Consider the following 23820-nt stretch of genomic DNA (forward strand, 5'->3'; position numbering starts at 1 on the left):
TATTATTCCCACGTCTGCATAACTCAGTCGTTGGTACTACAAATAAAGGGAGGCGAACCATTGCCTCCCAGAACTAAAAAATAACGCTTATTGAGTTACTAGCAATTAGTGTACCAGTAATCTCATACGCGAGAATTACAAATCTGACGCTATTTTACTGGTTGATTAGCAAGCATCAATCGCGTTTTTGACTCGTTTATCAGAAACAGGATAAGGAGTGCCTAATTGTTGAGCAAAGTAACTCACGCGAAGCTCTTCAATCATCCAACGCACTTCCTTTACGTTTTCAGGAATGGCCACACCTTTCGGGATCTTGTTCAGCAACTCTTTATAGTCTTGAGTCACAGATTCAATCTTCAGCATGTGTAAACGATCTTTGTTTGGATCGATTGGCAACTTCTCCATACGACGCTCTATCGCACGCATGTAGCGAAGAATATCCGGCAAGCGTTTCCAGCCGCATTCCGTCGCAAAGCCTTTGAAGATCAAGCCTTCAATTTGTGCTTTGATATCCGACAGAGCAAACGCCATAGTGAAGTCGATTTTGCCTTTTAGCTTCTTATTGATGCTGAACGCCGTTGTCAGAATAGTCTCAACCTGTTTCGCGATCTCTACAACGGTATCACCCAGTTCAGCACGAACGTGTTCTTTCAACGCCTCGAACTTCTCAGGCTCCCAAACTAAGCCCCCTTGCTCTTCGATAAGCTTATCGACACCACAGGCGATACAGTCATCAATCAGATCAAGCACTTTGCCGTAAGGGTTAAAATACAAACCCAACTTCGATTTGTTCGGTAAGTTAGCGTGCAAATATTTAATTGGAGACGGCACATTCAACAAAATCAAACGACGCTGACCAGCACGCATTGCCGTTATCTGCTCGTACTCCGTTTCGTAGAGTTTGATTTCAACGCTGTCTTTGCTATCAACAAGTGCTGGATACGCTTTTACATCGTAGCCACCACGTTTTTGTTGATACACTTTCGGCAATTCACCGAAGCTCCACGTATGCAGACCTTGCTGTTCAATATCGTCATCTGCCACTTTGGAAAGCGTTTCTTGAACTTTGTCTTTCAAGCTCTCTTTCAATTCGTGAAGGTCTTTATGTTCCTTCAGTTTACGATTTCGATGATCAACCGCTCGGAACGTGACTTTCAAGTGCTCAGGCACCTGTTCCAAGTTCCAGTCTTCACGCAATACTTCTACACCCGTCATACGGCGCAGTTCTTTTTTTAGCGAGTCTAGCAGCGGTGCTTCCATTGGTGTTACACGTGCTAAGAATGCATCGGCATAGTTCGGCGCAGGCACAAAGTTCTTACGAATCGTCTTCGGCAGCGATTTAATCAAACTAACAATAAGCTCATGACGCAAACCCGGGATCTGCCAGTCAAAGCCCGCTGGTTCAACTTGGTTTAAAATTGGCAACGGCAAATGCACTGTGACACCGTCACTATCATCGCCTGGTTCAAATTGGTAACTCAACTTGAGCTTCAAACCATTTTGATGCCAGAAGTTCGGGTAATCCAAGTCGGTGACATGACTAGCGTCGCCCTTGAACAGCATCTCTTTTTCAAAGTTCAGCAGCTCAGGATCTTCTTTCGATGCTTTTTTCCACCACGTATCGAAATGTTTACCAGACACCACTTCGGTACCAACACGTTGGTCATAGAAATCAAACAGCTCATCATCATCCACCAAGATGTCACGACGACGAGATTTGTGCTCAAGCTCTTCCACTTCTTGCAGAAGCTTACGGTTTTGCTTAAAGAACGCGTGTTTGGTTTCCCACTCACCTTCAACCAATGCACTACGAATAAAGATTTCGCGGCTAACGGTCGGATCGATACTGCCGTAGTTGACCAAACGCTTCGGTACGATTGGTACGCCGTAAAGCATGACTTTTTCGTGCGCCATCACCGCCGCGCGTTTCTTCGACCAATGCGGTTCACTGTAACTGCGCTTGATAAGATGTTTGGCTAATGGCTCAATCCACTCCGGCTGAATCTTGGCAATGATGCGACCCCAAAGTTTCGAGGTTTCCACCAACTCGGCTGACATTATCCACTTAGGTTGTTTCTTAAATAGACCCGATGCAGGGAAGATATGGAAACGAGCGTTGCGCGCGCCTTGATATTCATTCTTTTCTTGGTCTTTCATACCGATGTGCGACAACAAACCAACCAAGATCGCACTGTGTACACCATGGTAAGAAGCAGGCTCATCGTTAAGTTTGAATTCCATTTCACGCATCGATTGATGAATTTGGAAGTAAACGTCTTGCCACTCACGCACGCGCAAGTAGTTCAAATAGTCTTGCTTACATTGCTTGCGGAACTGGTTGCTAGACAAGGCTTTTTGCTGCTTTTGGATGTATTCCCACAAATTCACAAACGTCAGGAAGTCCGACTCTTCATGGAAGAAACGACGGTGCTTATCATCTGATGATTGTTGTTTGTCTGAAGGACGCTCGCGTGGATCTTGAATCGACAAGGCCGCTGCAATGATCATCACTTCTTTAAGCGCACCATATTTTGGCGCTTCCAAAACCATACGCGCCAAGCGTGGGTCGATTGGCAAACGAGCTAATTGGCGACCGATGGAAGTCAGGCGTTTTTTCGGGTCTTTTACCTCAGAATTAATCGCGCCAAGCTCTTCCAGCAAACGAACACCATCTTGGATGTTACGTTTGTCCGGCGCTTCCACAAATGGGAAGGCTTGAATGTCGCCCAAGCCAAGTGCGGTCATCTGTAAGATAACCGATGCTAGGTTGGTACGCAGGATCTCGGGATCGGTAAACTCTGGGCGCGACTCAAAATCTTCCTCTGAGTACAGACGGATACAGATACCCTCTTCCACACGACCACAACGACCTTTACGTTGGTTCGCACTCGCCTGAGAAACCGGCTCAATTGGAAGACGCTGCACCTTAGTTCGGTAACTGTAGCGGCTAATGCGCGCCGTGCCCGGGTCGATAACATACTTGATGCCCGGAACGGTTAGCGAGGTTTCTGCCACGTTGGTTGCCAGTACAATTCGGCGACCAGCATGAGGTTGGAAAATCTTGTTCTGCTCGCCCGCCGACAAACGCGCGTAAAGCGGCACAATTTCGGTGCTCTTCAGATTGCGTTTAGACAGTGCATCTGCGGTATCACGAATTTCACGCTCACCGTTCATGAAGATCAGGATGTCACCTAAACCTTCATCGCACAATTCGTCTACCGCTTCAAAGATGCCTTCAAGTTGGTCACGATCATTGTCGTCATCACCGCTTAATGGGCGGTAACGAGTTTCTACTGGGTAAGTACGACCTGACACTTCAATAATTGGTGCATTGTTGAAGTGTTTTGAGAAGCGCTCTGGGTCAATGGTTGCCGACGTGATGATCACTTTCAAATCAGGACGACGTGGTAGCAACTCCTTTAAGTAACCCAAGATGAAATCGATATTAAGGCTGCGCTCGTGCGCTTCATCAATAATGATGGTGTCGTATTGATTCAAGAAACGGTCGTGCTGAATCTCAGCCAGCAAGATACCATCTGTCATCAATTTGATTTGGGTATTTTCAGAGATCTGATCGTTGAATCGAACCTTGTAACCAACAAACTCACCAAGCTTGGTTTCCATCTCTTCAGCAATACGGTTCGCAACCGAGCGCGCCGCAAGACGACGAGGCTGAGTATGGCCAATCAAACCGAACTTACCGCGACCAAGTTCTGCACAGATCTTTGGCAACTGAGTGGTTTTACCCGAACCGGTTTCACCCGCGACGATAACCACTTGGTTTTCTTCAATCGCTTTAGCGATGTCGTCACGCTTTTGGCTGACGGGCAGAATTTCTGGGTATTCAATCGTTGGTTTGTAGTTGCTGCGTTGTTCCGCAACCATCATTGATTTGGCAATGTCGAGTGCAATTTCATCAAACACAGCATTACGTGCTGCGTCTTTCTTAATTTTGCTCGCACCAGAAATGCGTTTACTTAAACGGAAGCGGTCACGCATCATGCACTGGCTTAACGCTTTGCGTAGAGACGCCGCGCTATTCACTTGAGCCTGAGGTGCTTTATCTTGTTTCGCTGTCGCCTTTTGCACACCATTTGACGGTGTCGCTTGCTCTTCAGCGGGATTCTTTTTTGGGGGCTGTGACGAAGTCAAAGCGTTTCCTATTCTTTTCATTACAAAAACTGCGCGGATTGTATCACACAAGATCTGCAACAAGATAACCGAAACCACATTCAAATTTTTCGAACATGTTCAGCGAATCCCTATACTTTTTAACCAACGTGCCTCGCTTATAATGGCTCCCATAGTCAAAAGCACTTATTTAAGGAATAACCATTATGTCTCGTGTACTAGCTCTAAAATCAAGCATCCTTGGCGACTACTCTCAATCAAACAAACTGGTTGAAGACTTCATCAAAAATGTGGACCAAGACAAGCTAACTGTTCGTGATTTGGCTGCCAACCCATTACCAGTTTTGGACTTCGCCGTTGCCACTGCACTTCGCGCAACGGAAGATCTTTCACAAGAACAACAAGCGGTAGTCGAACTGTCGGATACGTTGATTGAAGAAGTAAAAAACGCTGATACTTTGGTTATCGCAGCGCCAATGTACAACTTTACGATTCCAACTCAGCTTAAAAACTGGATTGATTTGATTGCTCGTGCTGGCGTGACATTCAAATACACAGAAAACGGCGTTCAAGGCCTGATCGAAGGTAAGAAAGCGATTGTCATCACGACTCGCGGTGGTATCCATAAAGATTCACCAACAGACAACGTCACACCATACCTGCGTACCGTGCTAGGTTTCGTTGGTATCACTGATGTGGAATTTGTTTATGCGGAAGCGCTAAACATGGGTGAAAATTTCGCTGAGAAAGGCATTTCTGAAGCGCAGAGCCAACTTGCAGCGATAGCGTAAATTGGCCTAAGTTCAAGAACAAGTAGAATACAAATAACAAGGGATTGGTTCGCGCCAATCCCTTGTCGATCAAAATACCCTAATCGTGTTTAGAAGTTATCTTATTTCTCCCAGAGCGATTCACTTTCTCTAAGTTGTGTAGCGCTTCGTGATAGAGCTTTTCCAAAGACTGCTCAGCTTCGTTTATCATATTCTCAATCATCGCATCAAACGCGACATCACTCGGAATTTCGAGATCGTCTCCAACGTCAACCTCAAGAGAATTGACGTACAACACTAACCATTCATCGCCCTCTAAATGTCCTTCCCCGTGGACGACAAAAAAGCGTTTGGCAAATTCATCGTTGGTACAGTTTATCGCCTCAATTTGAATATTGAATGAGGAGTCGATACTCATGGTGCTCATGCCATCCGATTCATCAGATGCATCACAAACAGCCTTAACTTTGGCACGATACACGAAGGTTCGCGTTGAAAGCAGCATTGTATTATTCATCATTACTCATAATGGGCGATAAAGAAGTCAGTTGCAAATCCGACCTATATGCATCTTACGATGCTCTAAAACTCGAACTGGAAGTAAATGGTATTGTAGTTGCTCCCGCCTTTAATGCGCCCAAACTGGGACGCACTTTCGAAAATTGCTGAGCGGTGATGCAATGAATAACCCACCCACATATTTTCCCAGTTTTTTTGGTTGAATAAGTCACCTATATTTACATCAAACGAGAAGTCTAAGTAGTTCAGTAGCTTACTTGGTGTATAACCCTTGTCTTCCATTTCGGTTCCTTCGATGTAGGTAATGTTGTCGACGTATGACATACCTTCCGCAACACCAAATCGCCAAGTCGTTGGCCAATTAACTGTATAATAAGCCTTAATCGCCATCACGTATTCTGTGCTCGCGGACTGAACACTGGACGACCAGTGATGAACCAAACCTGGCGTTAAATAAATATCAAGAGGAAAGCCAAACAACTCGTCCGTTAGCGGGTGCCCATAAAATAATGAAGTAAGTTGATTGTCGTATGGGTCTTTTTCTCTCTCAAAGCTAAATATTTCACCAATATTTGAAGGCGTCGCCCAACCATGCGCGATACGTAGGTATGGTTTATTGCTCAGTGTTGATTTCGGAGCTTTGCCTTTATCGTTGAAAAAGCCAAAACCGACAAACACTTCACCTTGATATCGGTCCTCTACAAGCTGGCTGTTGTAGGCATTATCATCTAAGCGAGTGACACTCGTCTCCCCCAATAAATACAAGTTGGAAGTCACATGATAACGCGCTTTGATGCCGAGGTTGGCATCAAGTCCTGCTCCAATTCTTTCCCCAGTAACATCTTTAAACGCATAATATTCACTGTTGAAGTCAGCGTCTTTGTATCGAATCGTGATAGATGGCTCTAACTCCCAATCACCAAACGCATAATTAGCGGCAAGGCGATAATTAGAGTGAAACTGGAGCTCATCGTCCGTCATTAATTCTACTTCTGCGCGCCAGTTGTCGTTAATGGTATAACGAACTTGACCACCAAAGTCGACTCTGTCCCCTTCATTGGCATTTTGTAGCGACATGGGAATATCAACAAATCTCAATCGCATAATCGCACTCGCGCGCCAGTCAGAATCACTCTCGTCATACAGAAAAACGCCGCCTTCAATGCCATTGATATACAAATGCTCGTTTTCAAAGAACATCATTGGTACAAATGTACTCACCGTCGAGTCATTATCGGCGGTATAAAACGGGATCGATGCGGTGCGATACATCGCTGCAATTCCCCACGTTTGCTCTTCTACACCATACGCAGAAGAAGCCATCGCAGCTAAAGGCAAAGTGAGTGTTGTTAGAATTAATCTCTTCATGAGTTCGAAAAATGTTGGTTGAGAAGCAGGCAAACATCAATGATTTGCCATTTAAAGCTTATGTTCTTCTGATGATAGCCGTTACAATGACAAATGTTGTCATCCTCGTGACAGTTTGAGTCCCAAGATTATATTAATATTGCACGACTAGATGAGCTTATTTGTGAATATTTTTACTATCGTAACAAGCTCTTAAAACTCTAGCTTAGTTCTAAATCAAACATAATGAAGTAAAAAGTGAAAGCATCAGAACTCATCTCTACCTTGAATCATTTACCCGCAGACACGGACCCAGACATTGTGATGGGAGAAGCATGGCTGCCTGAAAGGTTGATAGGGACTCAACTTGATGGTGACATGTTATTTTTGCACTTTGATAATGCTCCAGAAGATGGTCAGGGAGACGAAGAGGGACGCGGCTTCGTCGAGCACGAAATAGATCTAATCAGAACGCGACTTCAGCAGATTTTGGATGAAGACAGTGATAACGCGTCAAAAGCCAATGCCATGCTAGGTTTATTCCTTATGGGACATGAACTTAGCAGTTCACAAGTTATCGAAATATTAGAAGAAGAAGCTGACACATAAGGAGCCGTTTTGCCAGCATTGATGAATACGACTGAAACATCTTCACTTCCTCTTATCGTTGCAGGTCCGATTTTGCGCAAAGTGACCGCAACTGAAATCAATATTTGGCTAGTCACCACCCAACGCTTGGAGGGTATGGTGCAAATTACGGATGAAAACGCCTCCGTCCTTCATCAAGCCCCCTTAAGTGAGCAAAAAGAACAGCTTCAAATCGGTCTCAATGCGTGGTGCTGTTTGTTGCAATTAAAGGGCGAGTTTCCGCCCCATCAAACGTTACGCTATCAAATACAAACGCAACACGGTTTAGTAACGGAACTGCTTCCTCATCTGACTTATGAACGAGATAACTGTCCAAATTTGGGCGTTGAGTTCCTAATCAGCGAAAAAGCAGATTATGTTCTGCATGGCTCGTGCCGGAATCCCCACCACTTCAGTAAAGATACATTGGTCGCTGCGGATCATAAAATCGCATCTCAAACCATCGAAGAAAGACCAGATATGCTCATCATGAGTGGTGACCAAATCTACGCAGACCATGTTGCAGGCCCTACTCTGGACGCCATCGAACAAGTCATTGCCCTACTCGGTTTACCGGGCGAAGAATTCGGGCAAGCGCCGATAAAAAATACCAATGCCCTCTACCAGCACTCAGCTTGTTATTATGGTCGGGACAAATTGTTGCCTCATTATGTGAATGATGGCAGTTTACTGAGTACGTTTTTCCCGCACAGAGGGACGCCAATATTCAGCGCCAAAGAGTGTGAAAACCATCTAATAAGCTTTGCCGAATGCTTTGCAATGTACTTATTGGTTTGGTCTCCAACCTTATGGAAGCTCATTCGGACAGATCGCTTATTAGAAAATGAGTTTACTGTCGGCGGAGCAACTCTCGATCCCAAATGGCAGCAGCAATGGCGCGAAGAAAAAGCTCAAATAGATAAATTCGTCTCAGGTCTGGATAAGGTTCAACGCCTACTTGCTCACATTCCAACCTACATGATCTTTGATGATCACGATGTCACCGACGATTGGAACCTTACCATAGGCTGGGAACAAGCCGCGTACAGCAACGCCTTTGCGAAACGTATTATCGGGAACAGCCTGATTGCCTACTGGCTCTGCCAAGGGTGGGGAAACGCGCCAGAAAAATTCAATGATGAGTTTATGAGTATCGCTCAACGCTTTTTCAACGAGCGTTCCTCACAAACTCAAGATGCATTTATTCAATATTTGTATCGCTTTGAGAATTGGCATTACACCATTCCGACGACGCCAAAAGTTGTCGTGCTAGATACACGAACCAGACGCTGGCGTTCTGAGTCTAAAATGAACAAGCCCTCTGGGTTAATGGACTGGGAAGCAATGATTGAGTTCCACCAAGAACTTGTTCATCAAGACAAAGTTATCATTGTTTCTGCCGCGCCAATGTTCGGGGTGAAGTTTATCGAAGCACTGCAGCGAGTAGTGACAATGCTTGGTAAACCGTTGATGGTCGACGCTGAAAACTGGATGGCGCACCCCGGAAGTGCGAATACGCTTATTAGTATTTTTACACATACTAAGACGCCGACCAATTTCGTTATTCTCTCTGGTGACGTGCACTACTCTTTTGCATACGATATTAAGCTCCGCTATCGAAAAAACAGCCCGAATATCTATCAAATCACCTGTAGCGGGATTAAAAATCAGTTCCCAACCCAATTGCTCAATATTTGTGATGGTCTAGATAGGCTTCTATATAGCCCTCGTTCGCCTTTAAACTGGTTTACAAAACGTAAGCGTCTAAAGATCTACAAACGCGCACCAAGTACGCACAATTTTTATCGCTTAGTTAACCACAGCGCCATTGGTGAGCTGCGTCTTGATGACGAAGGAAAGCCGAGCCAAATTAGCATTCTAACGAGCGATGGTGAAGAGGTACATTTTCCACCAACTCGTGCCGAAGGCTAACTCTCGCTCCCAAAATGACTTGCCCTTTATTGAAGGCAAATCATTTTGACTGAACTTAAAAGTACGAGGGATTTGGGTAGATGAGCAAAGCTCTTGACTGTCAACGGCGTGCTAAATTTGATACCACACCTTGAGATCTACCGTATTTATAACCATGTTAACCAAATAAACAATAGCTCGGTGTTCAATATGTTTAACTCTCTTACCTCATTATTTAAACAGCTCATTGAAGGCTCTGATTTAAGTCAAACCAACACACTCTCCCCTAATATGGCTATCGCGTGTTTGCTGTGTGAAGTATCTGGCGCAGACCATAACGTCGATGATAAAGAGCAAGAAACAAAGCGTTCATTATTGATGAAGCTTCTGTCATTAAATGAAGAAGAATCAAATGCTTTGTTAGAGCAAGCGCAACAGAAAATAAAAGACTCCGCGTCTCTGTACGATTTTACTTCTCAACTGAGAGAATTGACTCAAGAAACACGCTACAACTTAATCAAAAGCATGTGGGAAGTGGCGTATGCCGATGGCGAAATTGATCCACTAGAAGATGCAGTGATCCGCAAAACAGCAGAACTACTCTACGTTGATCACAGTGAGTTCATTCGAGCAAAGTTGCAATCTCAGTAAGGAAACAAGGTAAACATGTAAGTCGCGCAAGCTATTTCAAGTCTACCGTGAAATGATGGCGAAGATTGAATTCTATAGCCATAAAAAAACGCGCATTACGCGCGTTTTTTCGATAAGCCAACGACATTGTTATTAAAATACTGGTCAAGATATGAATATGTTTGACGAGCTCTACACTAAACAGATTCCATGACAAAACAACAATGGTTGAATGACGATTTGATTACAAGTTTGCCGATCTATATCGGACCATTAAAGCATAGTCAGAGCAAGCTTCGCTAAATTGTACGCATCCACATAACCAGAATGTTGGCGCCCTTCCCAATCAATGCCTTTTGCTTCTTGAGCTGCTCGGTGACCAATACGCTTATCCTTAAGACGATTTTGAATGCGATAAAGCGTCGCTAAGTTGATGAACTCCGTAAATGGCGCTTCAATACCTTTTTGCTTACACTCTTCAAGCAGGATGAGGTCATCTCGGCCCCATGATGCATAAATCTTGTTACGACCACCGAAGTTCTTAACCATGGATTTAAGCACTTCTTCTAATGGGCGTCCTTGTTTTTCAATTTTACGTGGCGTAATACCTGTTAGCTCGGCACAAAACAGCGAAACTTCATCATGTTCAGGTTTTACGTAGTATTGAGCTCGCTTGACTATCTCGCCTCTAGACAAATCTATTTCAGCCAACCCAACTTCGATAATTTCACCCGTGCTGCCGACACCATTTTCGTTCCAGCAACACATTTCTAAATCGAAGCATACAATACGGTTATGGTTCATAGTTTGTCTTGATTCCTAACATAAAATTTTAAAGCGTGCGATTCTACCGTAACACGGTGTAAAACTCGAATTTGCGCGCCCATTTAATCGCCAATCGACACATTATTACGACCGTTTTTTTTACTCAAATAAAGTTGATTATCCATTTTGTGATACAAGCTTTCAGGATCTTCATCTTTATGGACAGCCGCGCCAATACTTAACGTGCAAATGATTGAAGCATCGCCATAGTCAAAAGCCGTACTTGCCACGATGCTCCGCAACTTTTCCAGATAAGCTTCCAGTGCTTCTTTATCAATGACTTTAGAAATAATACAGAACTCATCACCACCAGCACGATAAAATCGGTCTCCAGGCTTTAGATTCGCACTGACTAGCTTAGTCACATGCTGCAATGCTTCATCTCCCCCTAAATGACCGTGCTTGTCATTGATAACTTTGAAGTGGTCGATATCAAAACCAACCAATGCGAAGCTAACACCTTTGTTTATCTGGCTAAGCAAATGATCATTAAACGCTCGGCGATTGAGTAACTGAGTTAGAGGGTCACGCTCAGCCATCCTTTTTAATTCGACGGTTTTAAGCTCTAACATGACCGCCAAGCGCTCTTTTTCTCGTGACTGTAAATTCACAATCCAACTAATCAAAAAGGCGATTACCAACCCGGCTAATGTCGTGCCCGCTAAAATAGAACGCTCCCAAGCAGAGACGGCATCAGAAAGTTTAAAATCAATCCGCCACTCTCGATTAGGCAGTTGAATGGTACGGCTTATAACCGTTCCTCGAATGTTGTCCCAGTTTGAACTTTGGAAGAGAACGGGATCATCTGCTGCGTCAAAGCCTAAATCTTCTACGCGCACCGACATATCTAGCTCGGTCGCGGTTTTCGTGATCAAATCCTCAAAGTAAACCGTACTTCGAATCACCCCTGTCACTACACCTAATAAATGTTTGTTCTCGAAGTCAAACACTGGATGAAACACTAGCAGCCCAGTTTTAGGAATGGACTTGTCATACCCATCTTGCAGTAAGCGAACTTTATCCGAGACATTCGCTCGCCCATTTGTGGATATATCATCCAAGATGAGATCGAAGCGTTTACGTGAAAAATAGAAACCTAATAGAGAAAGGTTTTCTGGTGTTCTTGGATAAATATCCGATGCGATAAAAATTGGCTCTTTGTGTTCAAAAATGTACCCGTAGGTTTTGGGGCCATCTTTAGGAACGGTAAACGGTTGGAAATCAGGAAATGTTTGACGGGTCTTTAAAATATGCTCATCAAGGTCTTCGAATTCGACCTTTTGCATCCATTGAAGTCCAATTAGACTTCGCGAGCTATTGATTACTTGTTCCGCATACATTGGGAACGAAGACCAATAGGTGCGTTCAATCGAATGAAAAAAGTTTGCACCTGCACCAATGAACTTTAAATCATTTTCGACGTTCGCTTTCAGTGATTCTGCTTGTCGGTCAGCTAAAGTATCAAACGTCGTCTGCGTATACCGTTGCTGCATCGTATAAGCAGCACCGACCACACCAGCAGTGACACACAACGTCGCTGCAAAAGCTAGAATAGAGTCTGAATGTCGTTTGATAACGCTCTTGTGAGCGGTGCTTTGTGTCATATCGTAGTTTTGATACTTCCGTAAGTTAAACTTCGGGATCTATTGAAATACTGCGTTAGCAACGCACAAACATCAAGCAACAACCTATGCTGGACAGTCCGATCGTCGATTTTTCACGCTGTTCGTACGGTATAGTCACGAATTATTACAGCCTTAAGCCTTGAATATGCTACCATCCGTCATCATTTTAATGTCTAAACTTGGTGCAAGATCGCAAAGACGATCGTTTTAGTGAACACATATGAGCCAATACTGAGCACCAATAATCAATAGAAAGAGAAAAAACGTCATGAACATTGATTTGAACCTAATTCCTCAAACGTTCGATATGCTTCACGCTAGCCTAACCGCATCGAGCGTTTTGCTTCTTTTAGTCGCGGTCTCTCGCAAATCAAAAGTGGTTGAGAAAGTCGTAGAAAAACCGGTCGAGAAAATCGTCGAAGTTGAGAAGCCAGTTGAGAAGATCGTCGAAGTAGAAAAAGTCGTTGAAGTTGAGAAAGTCGTTGAAAAAGTGGTTGAAGTTGAACCGAAACTTGCAACAGCATCAACAGACTCTGCAATGCAGCTGCTTTCTATCATGCAGCAAGAAGCTCGTCTGATCGACTTCCTACAAGAAGACCTAACGTCATTCTCTGATGAAGAAGTAGGCGCAGCAGCTCGCGTAATTCATACTGGTGGCCAGAAAGTATTGAACGATTACGTAACACTTGCGCACGTTCGCAACGAAGACGAAGAAACTCGTATTACGGTTGAAGAAGGCTTCAACCCACAAGAAATCCGCCTTACTGGCAACGTGACAGGTAGCGCGCCATTCCATGGCACGTTAGTGCACAAAGGCTGGAAGGCAACATCGATGAACCTTCCTAAGCTGGCTGAAAACTACGATGCATCTGTGATTGCTCCAGCCGAGGTTGAGCTGTAATGGAACACATGAACCAAGAAAACCACTCTCAAGAAGCGTCTGTTGAAACTCAACAGACGCCTAAATTCAGTGTTGGTATCGACTTAGGTACAACACACTGTGTCATGTCTTTTGTTGATACACACGACGAAGATGCTCGCGTAGAAGTAATGCCTATCCCGCAGCTGACTACGCCGGGTACAGTAGAGACTCGTAGCCAATTAGGCTCTTTCCTATACCAACCACACGAACACGAAATGAACCCGCAATCACGCGTTCTTCCGTGGTCGAGTGAGCCAAAAGCTCTGGTTGGTGCTATCGCGCGTAACCTAGGTTCAAAAACACCGATTCGCCTTGTTGCAAGTGCGAAATCTTGGCTTTGCCATGCAGGTGTGAATCGTCGTGATTCCTTCCTGCCAGCAGGTAGCCCTGAAGAAGTGGAAAAAGTATCCCCTCTTCGCGCGACAGAGCTTTACCTAGAGCACTTAAAAGATGCTTGGAATCACGCGAACCCAAATCACAACCTTGCCGATCAAGACGTAACTATTACGGTTCCTGCTTCTTTCGATCCTGCTGCTCGTGATCTAACAGCCGAAGCAGCACGCAACGTTGGTTTTGTGCACCTAACGCTTCTAGAAGAGCCTCAAGCTGCGCTTTACAACTGGATTGATAACAGCAACGACAAATGGCGCGACGAAGTTGAAGTTGGCGACATCGTGCTTGTGGTCGATATCGGTGGTGGTACAACTGACCTTTCTTTGGTTGAAGTAACTGAAGACGACGGCAACCTAACTTTGAACCGCATCGCGGTAGGTGAACACATCCTACTTGGCGGTGACAACATGGACCTTGCACTTGCGTACCGCTTGAAGATGAAGCTAGCGCAAGAAGGCAAAGAGCTACAGCCATGGCAAGTTCAGGCGATGACGCACGCATGTCGCGATGCGAAAGAAGCGCTATTGAACGACAGCGAGCTGCAGTCAGTGCCAATCGTGGTACCAAGCCGCGGTTCTAAACTGCTTGGCGCAACGTTGAAGACAGAACTGACTCAAGAAGAAGTACAACAAACATTGGTTGACGGCTTTTTCCCTCAAGTTTCGATTACGGACCACCCTGTTCAACGTAACCGTGGCGCACTAACGCAAATGGGTCTGCCTTACGCACAAGATGCGGGTATTACTCGTCACATTGCAGCGTTCTTGTCTAAGCAAGCACACGCGCAAAGCGGTGCTGAATCAGCGCAAGCTCAAGATTTCAACCCATTTGCAAACATGCCAGGTATGCCAGGGGCGGATGCAGCGCAATCGGCTGACTTCATCAAACCAACGGCAATCCTATTCAACGGTGGTGTGCTGAAATCAAAACTTCTAGCCACTCGTCTAGAAGACACGATCAACGAATGGCTAATTGAAGCAGACGCAGAAATGGCGAAACGCCTAACAGGTGTGGATCTAGACCTTGCAGTTGCTAGCGGTGCGGCTTACTACGGCTCTGTGCGTCGTGGTCAAGGCGTTCGTATCCGCGGCGGTATTGCTTCGGCGTACTACGTGGGTATCGAAAGTGCGATGCCTGCGATTCCGGGCATGGCGCCTCCAATGGAAGCACTGTGTGTAGCACCATTTGGTATGGAAGAAGGCTCAAGCGTTGACGTACCAAGCCAAGAGTTTGGTTTGATCATCGGCCAGCCAGTTAACTTCCAATTCTTCGGCTCAACCGTTCGTCGTGACGACCTAGCAGGTACTCACCTTGACTACTGGGCACCAGAAGAGCTTGAAGAGCTACCAGAAATCCAAGTAACGCTGCCTGTATCTGAAGGTCGTCGTGAAGGTGAAGTGGTTCCAGTTACCCTAGCTTCTCGCGTAACAGAGCTTGGTACGCTTTACTTAGAAGCCATTGCCGCTGATAACGGGCAAAAATGGCATGTTGAGTTCGATGTGCGCGAAGACGCGAAAAGTGACTCAAACGAAGAACAATAATTAGAAGTCAAACGGCATCCAATCGGGTGCCGTTTTTAAATACACGAAGGTTTGGTTTTGTATGGCATCTCCTCGTTTCCTTGTTGGTATTGACCTCGGCACCACAAACACTGTGGTGGCCTACTGTGAAATCACCGACAACCTTGAACAATCCGAAGTATCCCTATTTGACATCGACCAACTGATTGGTCCGGGCGAAGTCGTTCGTAAACCACTTCTGCCCTCTTTCCGCTATCATCCAGCTGTAGGTCAAATCTCCCCTTCTGACCTCACTCTTCCTTGGGACAACGAACCTGTTGCTGGCGACATTAACAATGTCATCGTTGGTGAATGGGCTCGTGAATTAGGCGCGAAGGTGGAAGGACGTCAGGTATCCAGTGCAAAAAGCTGGCTATCGCACCAAGCGGTAGATCGTAGCTCAGACATTCTCCCTTGGGCTGGCGCGCAAGGCGTAGATAAAGTCTCGCCCGTCATTGCCAGCGCAAGCTACCTTAACCACATTCGTCAAGCATGGAACTACCGTCATCCTAGTAACAAGCTAGAAGACCAAGATGTGGTTGTGACCGTTCCAGCATCGTTCGATGAAACCGCTCGTAAGCTCACGCTTGAAGCCGCAGAGTTGGCAGGTTTAAAGAAAATCGTCCTGCTCGAAGAGCCACAAGCCGTATGTTACGACTGGTACGCACGCCATCAGAAAACCGCAGCTGATGAGCTCAAAGAGTTACCGCTGATTCTGGTGTGCGATGTGGGCGGTGGTACCACCGACTTAAGTTTGATTGAAGCAAGTTTCTCTTCTCAAGATGAGCTAGCCCTTGATCGTATTGGCGTTGGCGAACACTTGATGCTGGGTGGTGATAACCTCGACTTAGCATTAGCACACCTTGCAGAAAGCCGCTTCAATCAAAGTAAGAAGCTCACTGCAGCAAGCCTAACAAAGCTAATTCAGCAAACACGTAAAGCGAAAGAGAACCTGCTCTCAGCGAGCGCACCTGACGAAGTGAAGATCACCATGTTAGGTAGCGGCTCTAAGCTACTTGGGGGCACAAAGAGTATTGCTCTAAGCAAACAAGAAGTGCACCAAATCGCATTAGATGGCTTCTTCCCGCTTTCTGATTTCAGTGACGTACCAGACAAACGTCGTAGCGCGGTTGTCGAGTTTGGCCTTCCATACGTTGCTGACCCAGCGGTGAGCAAGCACGTTGCCGAGTTCTTAACTCAGCACCAGCAAGTCGCTCGTGCCGCTCTTGGCATTGAAGACGATAAACAAAACGCGATTCCAGTTGGCGTGTTGTTGAACGGAGGCGTGTTTAACAGTGATCTGGTGACTGAACGTGTCACCGCCCTACTTTCTGACTGGCGCGGTGCACCAGTTACGGTATTAGATAACCCACATCCAGATTGGTCTGTTGCACTGGGTGCTGTTGCGTTTGGTAAAGCACGTCGTGGTGCGCAGCTTAAAATTGGTGGTGGTGCAGCGCGTTCTTACTTCTTGCATCTTCAAGAAAAAAACAAAATGGGTAAAGCCCTCTGTTTACTTGCAAAAGGAACAGAAGAAGGCCATGAGATCCGTTTAAGCGGTCGTCGTTTCTCGCTCACTCTTGGAGAGCCAGTCCGCTTTAACCTGCTGACTTCTACCCACGATACCTTAACCAATAACACCGCCATTCAAAATGGCGTGATGGTTGATGTTGACCCAGACTTGTTTGCTCCGCTACCGCCTTACATCACCACCCTTGAAGGTGAAGGTGCCGAACTGCAAGCCAACCAGAAAGAGCGCGTAGAAGTACAACTGGCGTGTCAGTTGACTGAAGTCGGCACACTTAAGATGGAATGTGTCAGCGCAGAAGACGACAACAAACGTTGGGAGCTGGAATTCGAAGTCCGTAACAAGCAAACCGACGACAGTGAACAAGTTAAGCTTCACCCTAAACTGAACGAATGTAAGGAGCTGATCGCTCGCCTTTACAGCGGTAATAAGAAAAGCGCAGAAGGCAAAGAGATCAAAACCTTAGCCAAAGATCTTGAGAAGAAGCTCGGCAAACGTGACGAATGGGACTTCACCACACTCCGTCAACTTTTCGATACTTTTGCACAAGGTCGTAAGCGTCGTCGTCGCTCTGAACAACATGAGAAAAACTGGCTTCGTTTGGCTGGCTTTGCACTGCGTCCGGGCTTTGGCGATCCAACAGACTCTTGGCGTATTGAGCAAGTTTGGGGACTGTATCAACAAAATATTCAGTTCAAAAACCATCAAGGCTGGACAGACTGGTGGGTATTCTGGCGACGTATCGCGGGCGGTCTAAGCCAAGAACAACAAGAAACCATTTTGGCAGACATCGCAAAATATCTGCATCCCGGGGCGATGAAAAACCCACAATCCGCCAAAGCGGCACAAGACATGGGTTACGAATCCATGGTGCGTCTTTCAGCCTCTCTAGAGCATCTAGAAGTGGAAGATAAAGTTCTTTTGGCAACGTGGTTCTTGAGTAAAGCGATCAACAAAAACCAGTTTGAACAAGCGCACTGGTGGGCGATGGGACGTTTGGCTTCTCGCACACCACTTTATGGCAGCCAGCACAACGTCATTCCTCGTGAACAAGCAGAACAGTGGTTGCCTAAGTTGTTAGAGCAGAACTGGCAGAAAGAGCCAATGATCGCTTTCGCAGCCGTAATGATTTGTCGTAAGACGGGGGACCGCCTGTTTGATATTTCTGACGATTACCGAGAGCAAGTTCTAACGAAGCTGAAACAAAGTAAAGTGCCCGAATCTTGGGTATCACTAGTTAAAGAAGTGAAAGAGCTTTCAGAAAGCGAATCAAAACGCGTCTTCGGTGATGCTTTACCAAGCGGTTTAACGCTGGTTCATCATTAAATCCACTCTACACAAGAAGACGAGTTAGACGTACAAAGCCCTTCCGACGAAGGGCTTTGTTGTATCGCATTCTTTTGGTTTTTATCGTGTACAACGCGCTAATTCATTTCTGTCGTAATCACTACATCGCGCGTTTCGTTATCCATATCGCTAATACCGACCACCGACACTTCTCTGTCCGATAGAGTTTCAATTAAGCTGTCTTCTAATCCGCCATCAGCCAGCCAAGTATAAAATTTATCCGCGATACGCTCCGAACCTTCCCCGACAAACGTTAATGTGACCTTCTTCATTTGTGACACTCCATCAATTTACGATTCAGCCACTTAAGCGTAGTATGTTTCGCAAATATCGACATAAACTAGGACTAACTTCTTTTATGAGTATCGAAAAATTTGACGCGATTTATCAACGTGCTGCTAAGCGAAAAGGCGGAAAAGATCAGCTTGAAGCGCTATTGTCTCACCCATTAAGTAAAGAGGAATTAGCAGCGATTCCCGATGACCGTTGGCTCGCCGCTTTTTCGATGAAGGTGTTCCAAAGTGGGATTTCGTGGAGCGTGGTTCGCAACAAGTGGCCGAACTTCGAAGAAGTGTTCTTCGGATTTAAGATTGAGCCGTTGTTGATGCTGTCAGACGAGCAATGGGAAACCAAAGCGACCGACAAACGCATCATTCGCCACCTCACTAAAGTCATGTCGATTCCGGCCAACGCTCGCATGATCCATGAAGCAAGAATCGAATATGGCTCGTTCAGTAACATGATTGCTGAATGGCCTCGGGAAAAGATCACGGAACTATGGGGCTACTTGAAGAAGCATGGTAGTCGTTTGGGTGGAAATACAGGCCCTTACACTTTACGCCAAATGGGCGTGGACACTTTTATTCTGTCTAACGATGTCGAAGCTTATTTACGCAACTGCAAGATCATTGAAGGCGGCAAAGACACGAAAAAGTCCTTGGACTCTGCTAATAAAGCCTTTATTCAGTGGCAGCAAGAAAGTGGAAGAAGCTTGACCGAAATCAGTCAAATTATCGCGTTTAGTACTGGTGACAACCGAATTTAAACAAGCACTTTGTAGTTCTGGGGGCGAAATTCCGGCCCCCCTATAACGCATGATATTTGCGCGAATCACTCTACTTTAGCTCTTACTGATATTACTACTTTCTCGATTCCTCCACAAAAAACCTCCTTAAAGTGGCAAAATCCCCCTTCAAATCACAAAAAGTTATCATATCGACAAATTATTTTTCTTGTTCAATATTTTTATTTATCAAACATTTAATTACAAGTGCACAGTTTTTAGGCACTAAATATTGATGACGCTCAATTGCATTGCGCTGACAAACTGACTAGGATACACGCCCTTCCTGAGTGAACTATCAGAAACTTGATCGAGGAATTTATTCAAATTTCTCAACACTTCGTGAGCACTCACAACAATTGCACTCACTTTATAGATTTAAGGATCAACAGATCCGTTAATACAAATTCGACAGCGCAATAGAGTGCTGACTAGAACAACCATGACGCGATGTCACATGAGTGACTATTTTCGTGGTTTTGTGCTGGAAGTTATTTATTACATCAAGGCTGGTTAAAAGGATGAGCCCCTTGAACGCATTTACTGGAGGACAAGAAATGCCAAAAGGTCTAATGCTGACTGACTTAGCCATCGCTGGCTTACTATTAATTGCAGCAAAAGTAATTCGTGTACATATGCCTTTACTACAACGCATGTACATTCCATCTGCTGTATTGGCTGGGTTATTTGGTCTTATTTTTGGCCCAGCTCTGCTTAACGTATTACCTTGGACAGATACCTTTACCGCAAACGCAAGCCTCTTAACTGCTGCACTTTTTTCTGCGTTGGGTTTAGCAACAGATGTCCCGTCACCAAAAGTGGTTGCTCAACGAGCAGGCTCATTGTGGGCGTTTAACCAAATTGCATCCGTGTCGCAATGGCTGTTTGCAGCAATGTTTGGTTTAGTACTTACCACCTTCTTTTGGCCTGACATTAATCCTGGATTTGGCGTGACCATGTCCGCTGGATTCATGGGCGGACATGGTTCAGCATCTGTAGTCGGTGAAATCTTCACAGGCCTTGGCTGGGAAGATGGTTTTACACTTGGTTTAACGTTCGCCACGGTTGGGATCTTTATTTCAATCTCGGTGGGCATGTTAATGCTTCAGTTTGCGTTGAAAATGGGCTGGATTCGTAGCTTTACGACATTCGACAGCATGGACGAACACGAGCGCAAAGGCTTAGTGAAACCTGACGATCAAGAACCTGTGATGAAAGATACGATGTCATCATTGTCAGTCGATTCTTTCGCGATTCACGCGGCGCTGGTTGTAGTGGTAACCGCTTTCTCTTATGTAGCAGCCAACTACTTATCTTCTTTCCACGATAAGGTACAAATTCCGACTTTCGTTACTGGCTTTCTGGGCGGTATGTTAGTTCGAATTATCGCTAAGCAAACCAAGGCATCTCATTACCTATGTGACGGCGCATTCAAACACGCAGCGGGTATTAGTACGGATTACCTGATCATCTTTGGTATCTCAGCGATTAAGATCACGGTTCTAGCGCAGTATTTAATGCCAATGGTAGTGCTCGCAATTGGTGGTATCGCGTTCACGCTATGGCTTATCTTTTGGGTTGCACCTCGCATCATGGGAGATGACTGGTTTGAGAAAGGCATTTTCTCTTGGGGATGGTTAACAGGTACAGTCGCTATGGGTATCGCGTTATTACGCATTGTCGACCCCAAAATGCGCAGTAAAGTGTTAGACGACTATGCTATCGCTTATGTTCCAGGCTCAATTACGGACATTTTCATCATCTCGCTTATGCCAATCGCAATGTATAACGGCATGCACTGGCAAGCTTTAGGTGTTGGTCTAACCTATATTGCCGTTGTCTTATTTATTTGGCGATTTGTGTTTAAGCGCAGCGGTCAAGCCGTCGCAAACGAGTCTTAATTGCTCATTTCGGGAGGTATTTTATCCTCCCGAATTTAACTCTCTCCCCTTATTCGATAGCCGCCTCCCACCAGCATGCAACAGATAAGCAACTTGTTTTATATTTAAGATCTGCAAGCTTGGTCACCCCTTCCCATCCTTTTTTAATACTTGACCTACGCATTTTTATATCAAAATAGCCGCCAAACTATTCATGACTCATGGAGAAAAGGCAGTGCATCGCTCTCAAGGATTTACCCTCATTGAACTCATTGTGTGCATCATTATCCTTGGTGTCGTTAGTGTTATTGCCTTTCCTAAATTTCTTGGTCTGCAAAAAGATGCCCGAGTGGCGGTTCTATATGGCGCGAGGGAAGCGCTCATGACTGCAAACAACTTTGTGTACACCAAAGCCGTTATTCAATCTCAAGAGACGGTAGATGGCGGCGAACAACATAACATTGATCTAGATAATGACGGCAATAACGACCTAATTGGTTACTTTGGATTTATTAAGAATGTCATTCCCGCAAAAGAGCTGGCAGGTTTCGACCCTCAACTCACTATCAATACTTGGTACGGGGTAGACAGCCCGGACGAACCCTATTTCCTTATCGGCTTTGCAAACAAACCTGTTGGTCCAGACCATATGTGTTATGTCGAAGTTTACTACCCAGAAACTCCAGGTGGCCAAGTCAGCTACAAAATACAAACTGACGACTGCTAGTTCCCCTAGTGAGTGAAAGTGACAGTTGCACTTTTGGTGCTTTCATCGCTTTTAGCAGAACACTGGCCCCAAAATCCATTATTAACAACTATTTCACATAATGTTGTTTCATAGTTAGCTTGCAGCGAGAAAACAAGTAATTCGCGACCGCACGCGCCCGTAATCGAAACAATCTATCGTTTTTCCGACCGCCAATAATTTGTGCTTGTAAACTCATCATTTCGCTCAATAATAGTTCTATAACAAATTCAATAATTTAAAGCGGGAGGCATGATGAGAATATTCTGGCAGTTACGTTGGTATTTCCAACAAAAGTGGAAGCATTATGTCGGATCGATTTTGCTTTTCGCTGTGATATCAACTCTACAACTTGTTCCTCCTAAAGCGGTCGGTATCATCGTTGATGGGGTCGTAGATAACACGTTAGATACAAATACGCTGATTCTGTGGCTCTTGGGACTCACTGCACTGATCTTTGCCATTTATGGATGCCGTATCTTATGGCGAATTTGGCTTTTCGGCGCAAGCTGGGAACTCGGAACCATTCTACGTAATCGTCTCTATAGGCACTTATCGACACAACCACCCCGATTTTTCGAACGTTATAAGACCGGTGATCTGATGGCGCGTGGTACTAATGATGTACGTAACATCGTAATGACAGCCGGCGAAGGGGTTTTAACGGCAGCCGATTCCTTGATCACGGGTATTGCAGTTTTAATCATCATGGTAACGCAAGTTAGCTGGAAGCTCACCGTTATGGCACTTCTTCCAATGCCGTTTCTTGCAATCATCATCTTTTTTATCGTCCGTATACTGCATCAACGTTTCCGCATTGCTCAGGAAGCCTTTTCTACCATGTCAGACATGACGCAAGAGTCACTTAACGGCGTGCGAATGTTGCGAGCTTTTGGGTTAGAGAATCAAGAACAACAGCGCTTTGACGATGTAGTCGATGATACCGGTCAGAAAAATATCGCCGTCGCTAGAGTCGACGCGAGATTTGATCCAGCTATCCAACTCACCATCGGCCTCTCTTTCCTTCTCAGTGTCGCTGCTGGTGCTTACCTTGTCGATAAGGGAGAGATCACGCTTGGTGATCTAACAGCCTTTACGATGTATTTAGGGTTAATGATATGGCCTATGCTGGCCTTCGCTTTCTTATTTAATATTTTAGAGCGAGGCTCCGCAGCATGGAATCGCCTACAAGAGATCTTTGATGAAACACCAGAGATTGTCAGTGGAAATAAACCATTAGAAGATAAACCACTGCCATTAAAAATTGATATCGATGCTTTCCACTGGTCCAGTGATTTACCACCAGCTTTAGCCGAAATAAAAATCGAACTTGAACCCGGTAAAATGTTGGGAGTAGCTGGCCCTGTCGGAAGCGGAAAATCAACCCTGCTAACGCTGCTTTTGCGTCAGCACGACCTAACAAACGGTTCAATTACATTCGGGGATGTTGAGATTAAAGATGCCCTACTTCCTCAGTGGCGCAACCGCTTTGCCGTGGTTAATCAAAGCCCGTTTCTATTCTCCAAATCTATCTTTGACAATATTGCCTTAGGAAACCCTAACGCGGGAAAGGAAGAAGTCTACAGAGCAGCAAAGTTAGCCTGTATTCATGATGATATAGAGAAGTTTCCTGAAGGCTATCAAACTGAAGTTGGCGAGAAAGGCATTACTCTCTCTGGAGGACAAAAACAACGAATTGCGATAGCACGCGCTATGCTGTTGAATGCCCAAGTGTTGGTTTTGGACGATGCACTTTCCGCTGTTGATGGACGGACCGAACATCAAATCCTTAAGAATTTGGAAACGCACTACCGTGATCAAGCCCTAATCGTTATTGCGCACCGCCTCACCGCATTGGAAGCAGCAGACGAGATCATTGTATTGAATCACGGACACATTACTGAACGTGGGCAACATAGCGCTTTATTAGCGCATAAAGGATGGTACGCCGAAATGTTCGAGTACCAAAAACTAGAACAGGCGATGGAGGAATAATGA

General features: G+C 45.3%; 17 protein-coding genes. 11 read left to right on the top strand and 6 right to left on the bottom strand.

All coding sequences use genetic code 11. The annotated features are described in order from the left end of the window. Positions 1-165 precede the first annotated feature (165 nt). The gene (gene hrpA / locus ACWPOD_RS09130; RefSeq protein WP_456231903.1) at positions 166-4152 is read right to left on the bottom strand and encodes an ATP-dependent RNA helicase HrpA; all 3987 of its coding nucleotides are present in this window, start codon (positions 4150-4152) and stop codon (positions 166-168) included. Between the two features lie 185 nt (positions 4153-4337). Here hrpA and ACWPOD_RS09135 point away from each other — a divergent pair, with 185 nt between their 5' ends. After that, positions 4338-4922: an FMN-dependent NADH-azoreductase gene (locus ACWPOD_RS09135; RefSeq protein ID WP_456231803.1), complete on the top strand. Its 585-nt coding sequence runs from the start codon at positions 4338-4340 to the stop codon at positions 4920-4922. A gap of 79 nt (positions 4923-5001) precedes the next feature. Here the strand turns inward: ACWPOD_RS09135 and ACWPOD_RS09140 are convergent, their stop codons facing one another. Both ACWPOD_RS09140 and ACWPOD_RS09145 read right to left on the bottom strand, forming a co-directional pair. Then, a complete protein-coding gene (locus tag ACWPOD_RS09140; RefSeq protein WP_226977493.1) occupies positions 5002-5421 on the bottom strand; it encodes a hypothetical protein in 420 nt (139 codons plus the stop codon). A gap of 62 nt (positions 5422-5483) precedes the next feature. After that, positions 5484-6788, bottom strand: coding sequence for a MipA/OmpV family protein (locus ACWPOD_RS09145; protein ID WP_456231804.1), 1305 nt, complete (start codon positions 6786-6788; stop codon positions 5484-5486). A 237-nt stretch (positions 6789-7025) separates the two neighbouring features. Between ACWPOD_RS09145 and ACWPOD_RS09150 the strand changes: the two genes are divergently transcribed. The 3 genes from ACWPOD_RS09150 (at position 7026) to ACWPOD_RS09160 (ending at position 9956) form a co-directional block, all read left to right on the top strand. Then, positions 7026-7376 carry a VC1380 family protein gene (locus ACWPOD_RS09150; RefSeq protein ID WP_253652161.1) on the top strand — a complete coding sequence of 117 codons (351 nt, stop codon included), beginning with the start codon at positions 7026-7028 and terminating at the stop codon, positions 7374-7376. A gap of 9 nt (positions 7377-7385) precedes the next feature. Beyond that, positions 7386-9326 carry an alkaline phosphatase D family protein gene (locus tag ACWPOD_RS09155; protein WP_456231805.1) on the top strand — a complete coding sequence of 647 codons (1941 nt, stop codon included), beginning with the start codon at positions 7386-7388 and terminating at the stop codon, positions 9324-9326. A 189-nt stretch (positions 9327-9515) separates the two neighbouring features. Further along, positions 9516-9956 carry a tellurite resistance TerB family protein gene (locus ACWPOD_RS09160; RefSeq protein WP_005394215.1) on the top strand — a complete coding sequence of 147 codons (441 nt, stop codon included), beginning with the start codon at positions 9516-9518 and terminating at the stop codon, positions 9954-9956. A 252-nt stretch (positions 9957-10208) separates the two neighbouring features. On the opposite strand, the gene ACWPOD_RS09165 is transcribed toward ACWPOD_RS09160, so the two are convergent. Continuing rightward, the gene (locus ACWPOD_RS09165; protein ID WP_005394213.1) at positions 10209-10739 is read right to left on the bottom strand and encodes a 3'-5' exonuclease; all 531 of its coding nucleotides are present in this window, start codon (positions 10737-10739) and stop codon (positions 10209-10211) included. 83 nt (positions 10740-10822) lie between these two features. Continuing rightward, positions 10823-12364, bottom strand: a complete 1542-nt coding sequence (locus tag ACWPOD_RS09170) for a sensor domain-containing diguanylate cyclase (RefSeq protein WP_053807381.1) — start codon at positions 12362-12364, stop codon at positions 10823-10825. Between the two features lie 289 nt (positions 12365-12653). On the opposite strand from ACWPOD_RS09170, the gene ACWPOD_RS09175 reads away from it, so the two are divergent. The 3 genes from ACWPOD_RS09175 (at position 12654) to ACWPOD_RS09185 (ending at position 18113) form a co-directional block, all read left to right on the top strand. Then, a complete protein-coding gene (locus tag ACWPOD_RS09175) occupies positions 12654-13286 on the top strand; it encodes a DUF2760 domain-containing protein (protein ID WP_456231806.1) in 633 nt (210 codons plus the stop codon). Beyond that, on the top strand, positions 13286-15241 hold the full coding sequence (locus ACWPOD_RS09180; RefSeq protein ID WP_456231807.1) for an Hsp70 family protein: 1956 nt from the start codon (positions 13286-13288) through the stop codon (positions 15239-15241). Before ACWPOD_RS09175 ends, ACWPOD_RS09180 begins: the two co-directional genes overlap by 1 nt. Positions 15242-15302: 61 nt before the next feature. Further along, positions 15303-18113 (top strand): Hsp70 family protein, encoded by a 2811-nt coding sequence (locus ACWPOD_RS09185; RefSeq protein ID WP_167426609.1) that lies wholly within the window; start codon positions 15303-15305, stop codon positions 18111-18113. 98 nt (positions 18114-18211) lie between these two features. Here ACWPOD_RS09185 and ACWPOD_RS09190 read toward each other — a convergent pair whose 3' ends face one another. Continuing rightward, positions 18212-18406, bottom strand: coding sequence for a hypothetical protein (locus ACWPOD_RS09190; protein WP_005394200.1), 195 nt, complete (start codon positions 18404-18406; stop codon positions 18212-18214). An 86-nt stretch (positions 18407-18492) separates the two neighbouring features. Between ACWPOD_RS09190 and ACWPOD_RS09195 the strand changes: the two genes are divergently transcribed. The 4 genes from ACWPOD_RS09195 to ACWPOD_RS09210 all read left to right on the top strand — a co-directional run bounded on the left by ACWPOD_RS09195 (position 18493) and on the right by ACWPOD_RS09210 (position 23817). Beyond that, positions 18493-19179, top strand: a complete 687-nt coding sequence (locus ACWPOD_RS09195; protein WP_065646753.1) for a DNA-3-methyladenine glycosylase I — start codon at positions 18493-18495, stop codon at positions 19177-19179. Between the two features lie 575 nt (positions 19180-19754). Further along, positions 19755-21098 carry a sodium/glutamate symporter gene (locus tag ACWPOD_RS09200; protein WP_041852964.1) on the top strand — a complete coding sequence of 448 codons (1344 nt, stop codon included), beginning with the start codon at positions 19755-19757 and terminating at the stop codon, positions 21096-21098. Between the two features lie 193 nt (positions 21099-21291). After that, a complete protein-coding gene (locus ACWPOD_RS09205) occupies positions 21292-21804 on the top strand; it encodes a type II secretion system protein (RefSeq protein ID WP_456231808.1) in 513 nt (170 codons plus the stop codon). A 273-nt stretch (positions 21805-22077) separates the two neighbouring features. Further along, positions 22078-23817 (top strand): ABC transporter transmembrane domain-containing protein, encoded by a 1740-nt coding sequence (locus ACWPOD_RS09210; protein ID WP_301656743.1) that lies wholly within the window; start codon positions 22078-22080, stop codon positions 23815-23817. The last annotated feature ends 3 nt before the right edge of the window (positions 23818-23820 follow it).

The organism is Vibrio sp. JZG120 (assembly GCF_053890955.1).

Coding starts and splice junctions, on each gene's coding strand:
- ACWPOD_RS09135 (WP_456231803.1), top strand. CDS start 4,338: ATGTCTCGTGTACTAGCTCTAAAATCAAGCATCCTTGGCGACTACTCT.
- ACWPOD_RS09140 (WP_226977493.1), bottom strand. CDS start 5,421: ATGATGAATAATACAATGCTGCTTTCAACGCGAACCTTCGTGTATCGT.
- ACWPOD_RS09145 (WP_456231804.1), bottom strand. CDS start 6,788: ATGAAGAGATTAATTCTAACAACACTCACTTTGCCTTTAGCTGCGATG.
- ACWPOD_RS09160 (WP_005394215.1), top strand. CDS start 9,516: ATGTTTAACTCTCTTACCTCATTATTTAAACAGCTCATTGAAGGCTCT.
- ACWPOD_RS09165 (WP_005394213.1), bottom strand. CDS start 10,739: ATGAACCATAACCGTATTGTATGCTTCGATTTAGAAATGTGTTGCTGG.
- ACWPOD_RS09170 (WP_053807381.1), bottom strand. CDS start 12,364: ATGACACAAAGCACCGCTCACAAGAGCGTTATCAAACGACATTCAGAC.
- ACWPOD_RS09175 (WP_456231806.1), top strand. CDS start 12,654: ATGAACATTGATTTGAACCTAATTCCTCAAACGTTCGATATGCTTCAC.
- ACWPOD_RS09180 (WP_456231807.1), top strand. CDS start 13,286: ATGGAACACATGAACCAAGAAAACCACTCTCAAGAAGCGTCTGTTGAA.
- ACWPOD_RS09185 (WP_167426609.1), top strand. CDS start 15,303: ATGGCATCTCCTCGTTTCCTTGTTGGTATTGACCTCGGCACCACAAAC.
- ACWPOD_RS09190 (WP_005394200.1), bottom strand. CDS start 18,406: ATGAAGAAGGTCACATTAACGTTTGTCGGGGAAGGTTCGGAGCGTATC.
- ACWPOD_RS09195 (WP_065646753.1), top strand. CDS start 18,493: ATGAGTATCGAAAAATTTGACGCGATTTATCAACGTGCTGCTAAGCGA.
- ACWPOD_RS09200 (WP_041852964.1), top strand. CDS start 19,755: ATGCCAAAAGGTCTAATGCTGACTGACTTAGCCATCGCTGGCTTACTA.
- ACWPOD_RS09205 (WP_456231808.1), top strand. CDS start 21,292: ATGACTCATGGAGAAAAGGCAGTGCATCGCTCTCAAGGATTTACCCTC.
- ACWPOD_RS09210 (WP_301656743.1), top strand. CDS start 22,078: ATGAGAATATTCTGGCAGTTACGTTGGTATTTCCAACAAAAGTGGAAG.